Source organism: Bacillus sp. FSL R7-0166, assembly GCF_038008935.1.
Lineage (GTDB): Bacteria > Bacillota > Bacilli > Bacillales > Bacillaceae > Bacillus > Bacillus altitudinis.
On record NZ_JBBPAC010000001.1, the window covers coordinates 1,252,163 to 1,266,839 of the forward strand.

17 protein-coding genes and 2 riboswitches are annotated in these 14,677 nt (G+C 40.0%); of the genes, 13 read left to right on the forward strand and 4 right to left on the reverse strand.

Features of this window, described 5'->3' with window-relative positions; all coding sequences use genetic code 11:
- The first annotated feature begins 4 nt into the window (after positions 1-4).
- The 3 genes from NST01_RS06390 to NST01_RS06400 all read left to right on the forward strand — a co-directional run bounded on the left by NST01_RS06390 (position 5) and on the right by NST01_RS06400 (position 1,870).
- Positions 5-1,141: a Rap family tetratricopeptide repeat protein gene (locus tag NST01_RS06390; protein ID WP_024719625.1), complete on the forward strand. Its 1,137-nt coding sequence runs from the start codon at positions 5-7 to the stop codon at positions 1,139-1,141.
- Positions 1,131-1,265, forward strand: coding sequence for a hypothetical protein (locus tag NST01_RS06395; protein WP_008346190.1), 135 nt, complete (start codon positions 1,131-1,133; stop codon positions 1,263-1,265). The genes NST01_RS06390 and NST01_RS06395 overlap by 11 nt, the downstream gene beginning before the upstream one ends.
- Before the next feature lie 176 nt (positions 1,266-1,441).
- Positions 1,442-1,870 (forward strand): organic hydroperoxide resistance protein, encoded by a 429-nt coding sequence (locus NST01_RS06400; protein WP_007498801.1) that lies wholly within the window; start codon positions 1,442-1,444, stop codon positions 1,868-1,870.
- 34 nt (positions 1,871-1,904) lie between these two features.
- Here NST01_RS06400 and NST01_RS06405 read toward each other — a convergent pair whose 3' ends face one another.
- The gene (locus NST01_RS06405; protein ID WP_008346188.1) at positions 1,905-2,351 is read right to left on the reverse strand and encodes a MarR family winged helix-turn-helix transcriptional regulator; all 447 of its coding nucleotides are present in this window, start codon (positions 2,349-2,351) and stop codon (positions 1,905-1,907) included.
- Between the two features lie 161 nt (positions 2,352-2,512).
- Here NST01_RS06405 and NST01_RS06410 point away from each other — a divergent pair, with 161 nt between their 5' ends.
- Positions 2,513-2,932 (forward strand): organic hydroperoxide resistance protein, encoded by a 420-nt coding sequence (locus NST01_RS06410; protein ID WP_008346186.1) that lies wholly within the window; start codon positions 2,513-2,515, stop codon positions 2,930-2,932.
- 64 nt (positions 2,933-2,996) lie between these two features.
- Here NST01_RS06410 and NST01_RS06415 read toward each other — a convergent pair whose 3' ends face one another.
- The 3 genes from NST01_RS06415 to NST01_RS06425 form a co-directional block, all read right to left on the reverse strand.
- Positions 2,997-3,467, reverse strand: a complete 471-nt coding sequence (locus tag NST01_RS06415; protein ID WP_008346184.1) for a nucleoside deaminase — start codon at positions 3,465-3,467, stop codon at positions 2,997-2,999.
- 142 nt (positions 3,468-3,609) lie between these two features.
- The gene (gene metE, locus NST01_RS06420; RefSeq protein WP_326114328.1) at positions 3,610-5,898 is read right to left on the reverse strand and encodes a 5-methyltetrahydropteroyltriglutamate--homocysteine S-methyltransferase; all 2,289 of its coding nucleotides are present in this window, start codon (positions 5,896-5,898) and stop codon (positions 3,610-3,612) included.
- 156 nt (positions 5,899-6,054) lie between these two features.
- A riboswitch (cobalamin riboswitch) is annotated at positions 6,055-6,247 on the reverse strand.
- A gap of 112 nt (positions 6,248-6,359) precedes the next feature.
- A complete protein-coding gene (locus NST01_RS06425; protein ID WP_007498796.1) occupies positions 6,360-7,319 on the reverse strand; it encodes a S8 family peptidase in 960 nt (319 codons plus the stop codon).
- A gap of 460 nt (positions 7,320-7,779) precedes the next feature.
- Between NST01_RS06425 and NST01_RS06430 the strand changes: the two genes are divergently transcribed.
- The 9 genes from NST01_RS06430 (at position 7,780) to NST01_RS06470 (ending at position 14,573) form a co-directional block, all read left to right on the forward strand.
- Positions 7,780-8,082, forward strand: coding sequence for a hypothetical protein (locus NST01_RS06430; protein WP_098680932.1), 303 nt, complete (start codon positions 7,780-7,782; stop codon positions 8,080-8,082).
- A 1-nt stretch (position 8,083) separates the two neighbouring features.
- Positions 8,084-8,287, forward strand: a complete 204-nt coding sequence (locus NST01_RS06435) for a helix-turn-helix transcriptional regulator (protein WP_008346178.1) — start codon at positions 8,084-8,086, stop codon at positions 8,285-8,287.
- Positions 8,288-8,486: 199 nt separating this feature from the next.
- Positions 8,487-9,173: a response regulator transcription factor gene (locus NST01_RS06440; RefSeq protein ID WP_041092343.1), complete on the forward strand. Its 687-nt coding sequence runs from the start codon at positions 8,487-8,489 to the stop codon at positions 9,171-9,173.
- Positions 9,174-9,176: 3 nt separating this feature from the next.
- A complete protein-coding gene (locus NST01_RS06445; protein ID WP_041092345.1) occupies positions 9,177-10,526 on the forward strand; it encodes a sensor histidine kinase in 1,350 nt (449 codons plus the stop codon).
- A 66-nt stretch (positions 10,527-10,592) separates the two neighbouring features.
- The gene (locus NST01_RS06450) at positions 10,593-11,282 is read left to right on the forward strand and encodes a PepSY domain-containing protein (protein WP_065460251.1); all 690 of its coding nucleotides are present in this window, start codon (positions 10,593-10,595) and stop codon (positions 11,280-11,282) included.
- A 93-nt stretch (positions 11,283-11,375) separates the two neighbouring features.
- Positions 11,376-11,894 (forward strand): PepSY domain-containing protein, encoded by a 519-nt coding sequence (locus tag NST01_RS06455; RefSeq protein WP_008346169.1) that lies wholly within the window; start codon positions 11,376-11,378, stop codon positions 11,892-11,894.
- Positions 11,895-12,068: 174 nt separating this feature from the next.
- The gene (locus NST01_RS06460; protein WP_008346168.1) at positions 12,069-12,212 is read left to right on the forward strand and encodes a hypothetical protein; all 144 of its coding nucleotides are present in this window, start codon (positions 12,069-12,071) and stop codon (positions 12,210-12,212) included.
- A 131-nt stretch (positions 12,213-12,343) separates the two neighbouring features.
- A riboswitch (M-box (ykoK) riboswitch) is annotated at positions 12,344-12,507 on the forward strand.
- 207 nt (positions 12,508-12,714) lie between these two features.
- Positions 12,715-14,073, forward strand: coding sequence for a magnesium transporter (gene mgtE, locus NST01_RS06465; protein ID WP_007498785.1), 1,359 nt, complete (start codon positions 12,715-12,717; stop codon positions 14,071-14,073).
- Positions 14,074-14,174: 101 nt separating this feature from the next.
- Positions 14,175-14,573, forward strand: coding sequence for a hypothetical protein (locus NST01_RS06470; protein ID WP_017367106.1), 399 nt, complete (start codon positions 14,175-14,177; stop codon positions 14,571-14,573).
- The last annotated feature ends 104 nt before the right edge of the window (positions 14,574-14,677 follow it).

Genomic DNA, 14,677 nt, shown 5'->3' on the forward strand with positions numbered 1-14,677 from the left:
ACGTATGGCGAAAATCATTCCCTCTTCGGATATTGGAGTGAAAATCAACAAGTGGTATGAATTAATCCGCAGATTTGATTCAGAACAAGCAGAACAGTTAAAGCAGGAAATTCGCACCTCTCTTGATTCAATGGAAGAAGATCAGAATTTGCTTCTCTATTTTTCTTTAATGGAATTCAGGCATGAGGTCATGCTCGATTATTTAAAGCCATTAAAGGAAGGAAAGCTTCGCGCCAACTTTTCCGAGCTTTCGAAAGAAATAGATGAGCATCAAACGCATGTCACAGGCATGCTTGAATATTACTATCATTTCTTCAGAGGCATGTATGAGTTCGGCCGGAGAGAGTACATTGCTGCCATATCGTCCTATCAAAAGGCAGAGCATAAGCTTTCTTTTGTATCCGACGATATTGAACGTGCAGAATTTCATTTTAAAATGTCAGAAATATATTATCACATGAAACAAACACACATTTCGATGCACCATGCCAAACTAGCGCTGGATGTCTATATTCAGCACGAACTATATGCGCTTCGTACCATTCAGTGTGAATTTATTGTAGCCGGTAATTATGATGATATGAGAAGGCATGAAAAGGCATTGCCACATCTCGAAAGAGCACTTGCAAGATCAAGAGACTTTCAGAATGTGCGTTTTATTGCTTCTTCTTTGTTTAATATGGGCAACAGTTATTACAGAATGGGAGACTTGAACCGCGCACTCGACTTAATGAAAGAATCCATCTCATTATTTGATCAAAACCAATCTGATCATCTTCGTCGATCGATAGACCCTCTTTATACAGCCGCTCAGATCTTATACAAACAAGGTAAAAACGATGAAGCATTATATTACAGAGAAGAATGTATGAAACGAGCAGAAGCTCTGCAGGATGACATTCATATTCAGAAGACCATTTTTTTAGAAGCGTTGTACTTACGACAAGATGCAGAGCATATTAAACGGATTTTCCATTTTTTAGAATCTTCCTATGCATATCCAGATATAGAAGAGCTGGCTTTAGACACCGCAAAGTATTATAATGAAATGGAGGATTATGAAAAATCTTCCATGTTCTATGGGGAAGCGGAACATGCTCGTATCTATATTCAGAGAGGGGATTGTTTATATGAATTTTAAAAAATGGGCAGTCGTCTGTACAAGCATCACGATCTTGGCATTATGGATCACATCACCTAATGCCGACCCCGATAACAGAAACCATACGCTAGAAAAACCGAATCCGCAGCATATCACGATCTAAAAAGCCCTTTTTAAAGGGCTTTTTTTATTGACCGCTTCAATCATCGTAGGTTGCACATTCATAAAAATAAAAAATGGAGGAAAGATGAAAGTGAGTGTTTTTCATTGACTCTTGAATTTAGATTGTGTACAATTTAATTGTAGAAAATATTAATAGAGCGAAAGAGGGTTATATTCATGTCAGAAGTTTTATTTACTGCAACAGTATCAGCTGTAGGAGGAAGAGAAGGTAAGGTTGTGTCAACAGATGGTGTACTAGAGCATGATGTAGCAATGCCAGGAACGCCAAGAGCGAAAAAGCTTGAGAAAGCAACGAATCCAGAGCAATTATTCGCAGCGGGCTATTCTGCATGTTTTGATTCAGCCCTTCAAATGGTCGCAAGACAAGAGCGTATCCGTTTTGAAAGTGAAGTAACGGCACATGTAAGCTTAATCAAAGACAGTTCAGACGGCGGTTTCAAACTAGGTGTTAAATTAGAAGTAAAAGGAACTGGAATTGAGCAATCTGCACTTGATGAACTTGTTCATAAAGCACACGGCGTTTGCCCATACTCAAAAGCAACGCAAGGAAACATTGAAGTAGAATTAGTAGCTGTCGCTCAATAATAGACATCAAAAAAAAGGCTGAGGGAATATTCCCTCAGCCTTTTGATTGTGTTAATTTTTGCAGAAGCTCATGTAAAGAAGCGCGAAGTGTTTTCAGCTCTTCTTCTGATCTGCCTGTTCCAGACAGCATTTGAAATGGAATCGAAGTGGCCTTCTCTTGTAAAGCTTCTCCGTATTCTGTTAAACGAATTTGGACCGAACGCTCATCCTCTTTTGAACGTTCACGGATGATGAGTCCATTTTGTTCCATTCGTTTTAGCATAGGTGTGAGTGTACCGGAGTCTAAATATAAAAGCTCTCCCATTGTTTTCACATTTAATGTCCCATGCTCCCATAACAAAAGCAGTGCCAAATATTGCGGGTATGTGATATTTAACTCTTCTAATAATGGTTTATATTGCTTCGTCATTTCTCTTGAACTTGCATATAACAAGAAACAAAGCTGATTTTCCAGCTTCATATGTTCAAATTCATTTGTCATATCTGTCACCAACTATTTTTTGTCATACTTATCATTGTATAAGATTTTCTTCCTTTTTAAAATAAATACAGACTAAAAATGAAAAATTCTTCAATGTGCCATAAATGTTTGAGCAACGAATAGAACGTGAAAGGTATAAGTAGAAGAAGGAGGAGATCAAGATGAAACCATTATTTACTGCAAAAGTAAAAGCACAGCACGGAAGAGCAGGACATGTTCGTTCTGATGATGGTGTGCTTGACCACAACATTGTGATGCCAAACGCAAAGAAAGATGGAGAAACTGGTACGAATCCTGAACAATTATTTGCAGCGGGTTATGCGGCCTGCTTCGGAGGGGCGCTTGAACAAGTCGCCAAGAAGCAAGGTGTCGAAATTGAATCAGAAGTAGAAGGACATGTCAGTCTATTAAAAGATGAAAGTGATGGCGGTTTTAAACTTGGCGTGAAGCTGATTGTTTCCGCTAAAGGGCTTGATCATGACAAAGCGAAAGAGCTTGTTGAGGCTGCACATGAATTCTGTCCATATTCAAAAGCAACAAGAGGAAACATCGAAGTAGAGCTTGAAGTGGCGGAATCATGAAAAGAAAAAAGGGCTAAAATTTAGCCCTTTCTCACTGACATCTGCTGTGGAGCAGGTGTCTTTTTTAATATTCTTTCTTTTTGTCGTATGTGTCCCATGCTTCAAATGGAGCAAGGGTTTTTTGAAGGGTCAGCTGGTAAAATGGAATGTTTCTTGATTCGTATTCTTTATTGATTTCTTCATAAATAAAGGAGTCATCAAAACCAGAAGTCGCTGCATCCTTGTGTCCAGCGGCAAAATATACGGCCTTTGGTCTAGCCCAATAGATAGCACCAAGACACATTGGACAAGGCTCACAGCTTGTATACAAAATACAGTCTTCTAATTGATATGTATGTAGTGTTTGGCACGCCTTTCGAATAGCTGTCACTTCTGCATGTGCAGTTGGATCATTACTCGTTGTGACATTGTTGCTTCCCTCTGCAATAATCTGACCGTCTTTGACAATGACCGCTCCAAAAGGGCCGCCTGTGCCACTATTTACTCCTTCTACTGCAAGATCAATTGCGCGTTGTAAAAAAGCTTCGTGATTCATTGTCTTCCTCCCTTTGTTCGACTGACTTCTCTAGTATAAACGAATCATGATAGAAAAGGAATCATTGTAGGAGGAGATCGAACAGGACAATTTACGCATAAAAAACCCCTGCCAAATGTTCAGCAGGGGAAGAGTGATTCCATTATGCGTGCTGCGCTAGCTTTTTACGAGCGACTTCAGCAGCTGTCACCATGTTTTTCAAAGCAGCAATGGTTTCAGGTTCTTGTCTTGTTTTCAGTCCACAGTCAGGGTTGACCCAGAAGCGATCTGTCGGACATACGTTCAGTGCATCATCAATGATTTTACTCATTTCTTCAACAGATGGAACGCGCGGGCTGTGGATGTCGTATACCCCAAGTCCAAGACCTTTCAAATACGGGTGTTTTTCTAAATAATCGAGGAACCCGCCATGACTGCGTGAATGTTCAATCGTAATCACGTCTGCATCAAGGTCTTCAATCGTATCAACAATATCCTCGAAATTGCTGTAGCACATATGTGTATGAATTTGCGTTTCATTTTGAACAGACGATGTCGATAGACGGAATGACTCTGCTGCCCAGTTTAAGTATGCTGCCCAATCACTCTCTTTTAAAGGAAGACCTTCTCTTAGCGCAGGTTCATCCACTTGAATCACTTGAATACCCGCTGCTTCTAACGCTTCTACCTCTTTGCGTAAAGCAAAAGCGATTTGGAAGGCAATGTCTTTACGAGAGATATCTGTTCTTGGGAAAGACCAGTTTAAGATTGTGACAGGTCCTGTCAGCATTCCTTTGACTTTTTTCTCTGTTAAGCTTTGAGCGTAAACCGTCTCTTTCACTGTCATTGGCTCTGTAAATTCTACATCTCCATAAATGATCGGCGGCTTCACGCAGCGTGATCCATAAGATTGAACCCAAGCGAATTTTGTAAAGGCAAATCCAGCGAGTTTTTCACCGAAGTATTCAACCATGTCTGTACGTTCAAATTCTCCATGAACGAGTACATCTAGGCCAATCTCTTCTTGAATATCAATCCATCTTTTTGTTTCTTTTTTAATAAATTCATCATACTCTGCATCTGTCCACTCATTTTTGCGCCATTTTTGACGAGCACTGCGCACCTCAGCTGACTGAGGGAAGCTTCCGATTGTTGTGGTTGGAAGAAGCGGCAGTTCAAGAGATTCATTTTGAATGCGTAGTCGTTCTTCAAAAGCAACTGGACGTTTAAAATCTTTTGATGAAAGGCTGTTGCGCTCTGCTGTCAGGTCCGCATTCGTTCCTTTCGCGAATTCTTTTAACGTCAGAAGTGCTTCATTTGCTGCATGGATGTCTGCATCAATGGCAGCTGCTCCTTTTGATAATCCTTCTTTTAATAGCGTTAATTCAGCCAGCTTTTCAGTGGCATAAGAAAGTCCGTTTAATAGTTTTTCTTCAAGCTGTTCGCTCGGATGTTTTGCAACTGGGACATGTAGCAGGCTGCTTGAAGGCTGTAGCCATACTTCTTTTGGCTGCACGTCAGCAATCACTTCAGAAATAAACGATAATCTTTCTCCTAGATCTGATCTCCAAATATTTCTGCCGTCGATGATACCGGCTGCTAAAATTTTATCTTTTGGGAAGCCGTGTTTTTTAAATTGTTCAAGGTTTCGTCCTTGATCATGGACAAAATCAAGACCGATGGCTTCAACAGGATACGTCACAAGCTCTTCATAGGCATCTACTGAGTCAAAGTATGTTTGAAGGAGAACGTTTAAGGCAGGTACAGCTTTTTTAATCGTTTGATAGATGGCTTTTACTGCTTTCACGTCTTCACTTGAAGCTGTGACTAAAGCAGGCTCATCAATTTGAACCCATTTTACACCGGCTTCTTCAAGCTCTTTTAACAACTGAGTATAAAGCGGCACTAGGCGTTGCTGAATCTCTTTCACTTCATTGGCTTCATAGCCTTTAGAAAGTGCGACAAATGTATAAAGGCCAAGAACGACAGGTTTTGTTTCAACACCAAACGCTTTTTTCACCTTTTCGTATGCTTCAAGTGGTTTGTTATGTGTGAGTTTGAATTCTGTGCTTTTTTCGTATTCTGGAACGATGTAGTGATAGTTTGTATTAAACCATTTTGTCATTTCACTTGAGACAGCATCTTTTGTTCCTCTTGCCATCGCAAAGTATGTATCTAGCGGGTCTTTCAAGCTGCGGAAGCGCTCTGGAATCCAATTGAACATAACGGCAGTATCCAGCACGTGATCATAGAAGGTAAAGTCTCCAGAAGGAACAACGTCAATTTGTTGATCAATTTGAGTTTTAATAGCGGCTAAAAATTGTTCATCGAGTGTGCTTAAGAGGGTTTCTCGGTCAGTTTGACCTTTCCAATAAGACTCAAGTGCTTTTTTCCATTCTCTGTTTAAACCAATTCGCGGGAAACCTAGATTACTTGTTTTAACAATTGTCAATTCCAATTCCTCCTCTAAATATAAAAAGACACTCACACTCATGGTTAAGATTGATGAGGGCAAATGTCTGGTTTAAAAAGACAAAATGTGTGTGCGAAAGAAGGCGTAAGTATCAATGACGAACGCTTTTCCGACATCTCCTATCAACCGTAGGGGGTTTGATGTGATAGAGCGGCTGGTATCCTGGCTCGCGAATCTGCAAGCTTTTCATCCTTCCCATCTTAATGACAGTGGATTATTAACGAAAAGCTCTCCTCACTTACAGTGGCGGGACCGCGCCGGATTTTCACCGGTCTTCCCAATTAAAATTCGATGTGTGATCGAATTACCGACTCTCAAACTATGAATTTATTGTGTTCGATTATATAACGTTCACTTCATTTCGTCAAAGTAAATTTTGAATAATTTTAATTAAAAAAATCCTGAGAAAATTCTATCTTTTCTCAGGACCTAACATGTACCTATAGAGACAAAAGTTCTGCTTCCAATGTTTTCTCAAGAAGCACATCTGGTGCAGTTAAATATAAAAACCCGTTTCCTACAAGGGTTTTTGATTGTTTTAGCGGAAGGGTTCTCCGTACGAGCTGAGCATATACCTCAGGTTCTGTCAGCTTACGCTGGAACGCTTCTTCTTCGGCATTTTTAATAATGGCGAGTGCACCGCTCACATGAGGGGCAGCCATGGAAGTGCCTGTTAGTCTTCCGTATTTATGGTTAGGGAGAGTGGATAAAATGTCTTCACCTGGAGCGACGAGGTCGATTTCTTTATTCGCATTGGAGAATTCAGAGGATTCTCTTGCAAGAGAGACAGAGCCGACGGCAATGACCTCGTTGTATGCAGCTGGGTAGGAGAACTCTTCAGTACGCTCGTCTCCGTCACCTTCATTTCCTGCTGCGCAGACAACAAGCACACCGCTGCTTACCGCATGTTGGATAGCCTTTTGCAGTTCTGGTTCATTGCTTGGCCCACCGAGAGACATGGAAATGATATCAACCTTCTGTTCAACCGCATAATTAATGCCATTGATAATCCATTCGTATTTCCCGCTGCCATTTTTCCCTCCAAGAACTTTCACGATCAACAGCTTGGCTTCAGGCGCAACACCTAAAATGCCACCATTTTGATCTGTTGCTGCAATCGTTCCTGATACATGGGTACCATGCCCGTTGTAGTCTTTTACATTCTCAGCATCTCCATTGTCATCATCGGTAAAGTTTTTTCCTCCGATAATCTGATCTTTTAAATCGGGATGCTCCGTGTCGCAACCTGTATCAAGGACAGCAATGGTTATGCCTTTTCCTTTGAAGCCACTTGACCAAAGTTCGGGTGCTTTAATCTCCTGAATACTTTCCGGCGTCTCTTTCGCTTCCATCACATTGGCTTTTACTTCATACGGAATTAAGCGAATTTCACCTTTCATAAGAAAGCCCTCCTTATTTTGTTTTCAAAGTAGATTCAGGTTGCGTAATGTTATTGTATAAAACAAATGTTTGATCGGAAAGGGTCAATTGTAATAATTTTTCAAATAATCAAATAATTATTTATTGTGCAGTTCTCCTCATATCTTGCCGAAAGAAGTCACCTTTTGAGGAAAACTCTTAGTATCATATGAAAAAGAATGAATTGTTGCATAGTGAGCTTGCACCTGTACAGATGAAAATGGGTGAAAAGAACTAAAAAAGGCAGATCGAAAAAACAATCATATAAAGAGATAGAGGATGACAGAAAAGAAAAAGGTACATGCCATGTGCAGATAATTGTTTTTTTATTATAATGATCGAAAGAATATAGAATGTAAAAAGTATTTGACATTTTTTAAGCGGATGATATGATTAAAATGTAAAAAGTATTTGACATTTTGATTAGGAGGGGACTAACCGTTGGATGTTGTAAAAGTTGTGTATTCAGTCATCTTATTAGTGGTCGGACTGTTCATCTTTATCGCGCCTATGATTCAAAAGGGTGATGAAAGAAAGAGATTTATCTACTCAAAAGCTCAATCGTATGCATTTATGGTGGTCATTGGTACGCTTTTATTAGAAGTCGCAAAGTCTATATTTTTAACGACCCAGGGGAACAATTCTGATAAGGGGTTTGGGATTTCTCCCATCATGTTCCTAACTGTAATTTCGGTCATATATTTAGTTACATTACTCATATACAGAAAAAAATATGGTGATTAAATTGCAAAATCATATAAGAGAACTAAGGAAATCCATTAAATTATCCCAAGAAGAACTTGCTAAACGGTGTAAGGTCTCGAGACAAACCATCAATGCCATTGAAAACGATAAGTACGACCCTACTTTACAATTAGCCTTTGACATCGCCTCTGTTTTGAATACGACTGTAGATGAGCTTTTTGTCAGTCAACCTAAAAAGAAGTAAAGGACCAGCCTCAGAAAAGAGGCTTTTTTTGTTGATTTGTGTAATGTGAAAGGATCAGCTGAAAATAAAAATCAACCATATTACATAACAATTCCTCATTCATGAAAAATAAGATATGAAGATTGTGACTGTTCCAATGGAGAAAGGCAACATATAATAATGGAAAGACAAGCTTGCCTTTTAGATAGGAGAGATAGAGATGAACAAAGGGAAGATACTCGTGGTCGAAGATGAAAAGAAAATTGCAAGAGTGCTGTCATTAGAACTTGAATATGAAGGATATGAGGTCACAGTCCAAGATACAGGGATGAAAGGGCTCCAGGCGCTCGAGGAGGAGAGTTTTGATTTAGTGCTTCTAGATGTCATGCTTCCAGAATTAAGCGGACTTGAAGTGCTTAGAAGGGTTCGAAAGACAAATACGGCAACACCGATCATTTTGATTACCGCAAGAGGAAGTGTTCCCGATAAGGTCAGCGGTCTTGATCTTGGGGCAAACGATTATATTACAAAACCCTTTGACATAGAAGAATTATTAGCGCGAATTCGTGCACAGCTGAGGTTCAATCACAATGCGCAAGATGAAAAGGAAATTGAGCTAAGTATTGCAGATTTAACGGTGAATGAGAAAACAAGAGAAATTCAAAGAGGCGGTCAGACGCTTGAGCTGACACCGAGAGAATATGACCTGCTTGTTCATTTATTGAAACATCAACAGCAAGTGCTCACAAGAGATCAGCTTTTAACAGCTGTTTGGGGTTTTGATTATTTTGGTGACACGAACGTGGTTGATGTCTATATTCGCTATTTAAGGAAAAAAATCGATTACCCGTTTGAAAAACAATTGATTCACACAGTGAGAGGTGTGGGTTATGTGATGAAAGGATAAAGCATGAGATTAAAAAATAAGATCCAGCTTTATACATCGTTGTCCTTGTTTTTAATGGTGCTGCTGTTTCATACAGCGATTTATTTTATTTTTTCGATGACCTTGACGCAAAAAGATATGTCCAGACTGTCGGAAGTAGCTGAAAATATTGCGATTGCACTAAAGAAGTCAGAAGAAGAGGGCCTTCCATCTTCAGAGCTTCTGAAAGCGTATCTGCCTCAAAATGGTATGATCCGTGTCGTCACAGAGAAAGGTGAATCAAAGCTGACCGTCACGAAGGAATCTACGTTTAGCTCACTTCCTTTTACATACGAATCTGGTCAGACAGCAGAAATTCAAGAATACAATAAGCATATGATTGCGTTCGCGGCTATCCCTGTCATTTGGACAAATGGGGACATTGTGTCGCTGCAAGTTTATGAAGAAATTGAAAATACAGAAGAGAACTTGGCGTTATTAAAAATGATTTTAATCGCTGCTGGCGTTTTGTTTATTGTGCTTTCTTATTTTGCAGGCCACATTTTAACGAAACAAATTGTCCGCCCAATTAGTAGAATGACCAATACGATGAAAGCAAGTATGAGAGAAAAGGCATTTAAACGAATTGAATTAACAGGCGATTCAAAGGATGAACTGTATCAAATGGGTCAAACCTTTAATGAAATGGCCGAAATTCTTGAGAAACATTATGAGAAAGAGCAGCAATTTTTGCACGATGCTTCTCATGAATTGAAAACACCCATTACCGTCATCATGAGCTACAGCAATTTACTAAAACGCTGGGGGCAAAGCCGGCCAGAGGTCGTAGAAGAATCCTCTCAAGCCATTCATGATGAGGCAAAAAAAATGAAAAGGCTGACAGATCAACTACTCACACTGGCGAAAAATGGGCAGCCGCTTTACTTGGACATGAAGCCGGTTGATCTTGGTCATTTGTGCAGCCAAGTTGGCCATACACTTGAAGTGGCAACAAATCGAACCATCCTTACTCATGTACAAACAGATCAGCCTGTTATTGCTGAAGGGAACGAAGAGAAGATCAAACAGCTTTTGACCATCTTGATTGATAATGCGGTTAAATATAGTGCAGAGCCAGTTGATGTGAACTGCGGACGAGCAGGAGAGAAACCGTTTATTTCGGTTGTTGACAAAGGAATTGGCATAAAAGAAGAGGATCTGCCGAAAATCTTTGACCGCTTTTTCCGTGTGGATGAAGCGAGAAACAGTGAGACGGGCGGTACTGGACTTGGCCTGTCAATTGCGAAGCAAATTGCTGAAGAGCATGGGGCTGAGCTAAAGGTAGACAGCCGTATCGGTGAAGGAACCGTGATGACCATTCTTTTTCAGAAATAAGTAGGTCTTTTCTCATCAATTTCTCATTTCTTCCTTATAAAATAGGAAATAGGAAGGAGGCGCTGCATGTCTAAAAAAATGAAAATGCTGCTTACGCTCGCAGGATGTCTTTTCATTCTTGCGGCCTTTGCAATGCTCATGATTCAAACCATTGACCAAAAAATATTAAGCGAAGCAGACATTAAAAAAATCATAGCAAAAGACTACAATGGAAACATCACAAATATTGATTTGATCAATCATAAACAGGACTATACATTGACGCTTGAAAATTCAAATGGCATCTATCAAATCATTGCATCTTCCTCAAGCGGTCAAATGAAAGAGATGAAACAGTTAAAGAGCTATCAAAAACCAAATGAGAAAAATGCCGAACTTCAAGCAGAAGAAGCGGCAGTGAAAAAAGTGAAGGGTACTGTGATTCAAAAGAAAGAAAAATCGGATCGCTTTATCTTTACGATTCAATCAAAAAAAGAACTGTATCAAGTGGATGTTGAGAAAGACACGTTCAAGGTGATTGAAGCAGAAAAGAAAAAGCCAACCTCTAAAGAAAAGAAGCTGACAAAAATAACGGTAGAAGAAGCCATTCAGATTGCCGTAAAAGAAGTGGGCGGCACAGTGGATGATGCAGATCTTGAAACTTTTAGCGGAATGCTCGTGTTTGAGGTAGAGCTCGATTTGCCGGATGGAAGAGAGGCAGAGGTGTTAGTGAATGCCTATACAGGAGATATTGAAGGTATTACGTACGAAAACTAATCATTTTCTCATGATTTTCTCATCTTCCTTTCCTTCCTTTATCATCTTGTTTTTTTAAGATAAAGGAGAAATCAAACAGAGGAGGAGTTAAACATGATAAAAAAAGTACTAGTAGCTACAGCATTCACAGGAGCCCTTGTCGCAGGTGGTTTCACCCTTCAAGCGCAAAATACCAATCAAACGGCAAATGCCGAACAAGTGGTGCAAAAGAAATCTTCATTTGTCTCAAAGAAACAGGCTGAAAAAGCAGCATTAAAAGTTGTGAAAGGCTATGTAGATGATGTAGATCTTGAGCGTAAAAAAGGAAAATGGGTATATGAGGTCGAGATTAAAAAAGGCGGCTTTGAATATAAAGTATATGTCGATGCCAAAACAGGCAAAGCGCTCAATGATCCAGTCAAAGAAAAGAAACAAAATGTAAAAATCACCAAAAAACAGGCTGAACAAATTGCCCTTGCAAAAGTAAAAGGAACAGTCACAGATTCAGAATTAGATAAAGAAAATGGTGTGTACTTGTATGAAATTGAAATTACGACACCAAGCGGCGAAGAAGTTGATTTTGAGATTTCCGCTAAAACAGGCAAAATCCTCAAGCAAGAATGGGACGATTAAGCTATAAAAGAACCTTTGAGCGTGATAGAAAACCTTTGCAGTCCTAGGAAGGACGAGTACTGGCGCGGGGCGAATTTGACAATCGTGAGCACCAGCACGCACACGCTGAACCTTACACTTTTATGTGTAAGGTTTTTTCATTGGGACAAACTACTGGAAAGGAGGCGAGAGAATATGATGAAGAAAAAAGAAGAAGAACAGACGATGGATCGTGCGGAATATGTTCCCCATCCTGATGGAGAAGGATATGCTTTGTTTTTGCATGATTCTTTTCATCTCCTCTCCCAAGAGGATATGAATCAGCCAGAAGAGGAATAGAAGACATGAAAGGGTGATGGTCAACTTGTCTATCGCTCTTTTTTTGAAAAGTAAGCGAATACATCAGAAAACTTGGCATCTTGCTTATTGACATCATTGCGCTTTTTCTGTAATCTCAGTGTGTCAACAATATGAGACTTCGTTAGGTGAGGCTCCTGTATGGAGATACGCTGCTGCCCAAAAATGTCCAAAGACGCCAATGGGTCAACAGGAATCATCGACATAAGGTGATTTTTAATGCAGCTGGATGAATCCTATGCCATACAGTGCTAAAGCTCTACGATTGAAGGAGCAAGTGTTTATTTGTCATGCTTACAAAGCGCCTTCATTCGATTGAAGGTGCTTTTTTATGAGAAAAGGAGGTGTGGGGATGGATCATCCCGATTCGAGACACATAGAGAGTATGTCAAAAGATCAGATTGACGCATCAGATAGCGGAGATCCTGACCCCCGCACAATCTAAGGGATTCGGGTATCTCCTGATTTTGGGGAGGTAACAGCGATGATACAGAACATTACGTACGATGAACTCATTTTACGCATCATTATTTTACTAAGAGATGGAAAACGTAAAGAATTTAAAAACATTATGGAAGAACTTCAGCCTTATGATATGGCCTACTTATTCAAGGAGCTTCCAGAAAAACACCGCGGCCGCTTTCTCAGCTTTTTAACAGTCGATGACGTGACGGAAATGATGGGTGAACTGGAGCGGGAATATCAAGAGATTGTTCTTGAAAAAGTAGGGAAAGACAAAGCCACCTTCGTCACAAACAAAATGGATAACGATGACCTTGCCAACTTGTTTGATGAGATGGAGGATGAGCTGAAGGATCAGCTTTTATCTAACATGGAGGCAGAGGAATCCAAAGCCGTCCAGCTTCTCATGAATTATCCTGCTGAGACAGCAGGCCGGATCATGACCAACCGGTACGTTTGGATTCCGCAGCATTATACGGTTCAAGATGCCGTGGTGAAGCTGAAAAGCTTTGCTGAAATTGCCGAATCGATCAACTACTTATATGTCATAAATGATCAAAAACAGCTTGTAGGGGTACTCTCATACAGGGATCTTATTTTAGGTGAGCCAGATGAAAAAGTGCAGGATCTTATGTTTACAAGAGTCATTGCCGTTGGTGCCTTTCAAGACCAGGAAGAAATCGCAAAGCTCATTGAACGATATGATTTCCTTGCCATCCCTGTTGTAGAAGAGAACAATGTCCTAGTCGGAATTGTGACAGTCGATGATATCATTGATGTTGTGATTCAAGAGGCAGGAGAAGACTATGAAAAGTTTGCTGCCTCTGGTAAAGATATCACGTTCGACACACCGGCATTTGTGGCGGCATACCGCCGTCTTCCGTGGCTTATTTTGCTCTTATTCATTGGGCTGATTTCAGGCAGTATCTTAAATTATTTTGAAGATACCCTGCAGCAAGTCGTTGCTTTAGCATTCTTCATGCCGATGATTGCAGGTATGACAGGGAATACAGGGACACAGTCTCTAGCGGTTGTCATTAGAGGATTGTCAAAAGAAGAATTAACGAAAAAAACCATTATGCGCTTGATTTTCAGAGAGCTGAGAACAAGTATTTATATTGGGATTGTTTGTTCAATCATTATTACGGTCGTTGCCATGGTATGGCAGGGCAATATGATTTTAGGTTTTGTTGTTGGTTCCTCGCTTCTTGCAACACTGATTATTGGGACAATGGCAGGTACGGTCGTGCCGATTATTTTACACAGATTAAACGTGGACCCAGCCATTGCATCTGGACCACTGATCACAACATTGAATGATATTTTATCCTTACTCATCTATTTTGGAATTGCAACAGCATTTCTTCATACACTGATGTAGTCAAAAGACTGTAAAATGTAACGTTTTACAGTCTTTTTTGAATAAAGATTGCATATAGCGCTTCCATCCTTTACATTTTAAGGAGAAGGTGGGAGAGAAAAATGAAGAAGTTTTTATTCATTTTCATGTGCATTGTTTTGCTAAGTGCATGTTCAAGAGAAGACGAGGGGAAAGACAGAAGACTGGTGGCATCAGAGCATATGCTTGAAGCGATAACTGAAGGAAATAAACGAAAAATGGACAATGTCTATGTCGAAGGCGCAGTCCCAAGCCCAAATGACATTCTTAAATCGAAAAAGGAATGGGGAATTGAGACGCTTTCTTATGAAGATTTTCAAATGGAAGAAGCCAGCATCCACGTCTTTCATGCAAATTATAAAGATGCAAACACTGGAGAAAAAAAGGCGCTTGCCTTTCGGGTGAAAGAAGATCCTGAAAAAGGCGGCGTACGAATTGACTTTGTAGGGGTTGTTGAAGGAACTGACGCTTCATCTAAATAAAAAGAATCGTTCATATGCTTGGCATAAGTTGAGATAATGTAAAAGGATAGAAGAGCTGAAAGAATGTCGCTCTATCTATCCTCTTTTTTATCACACATGTTCTT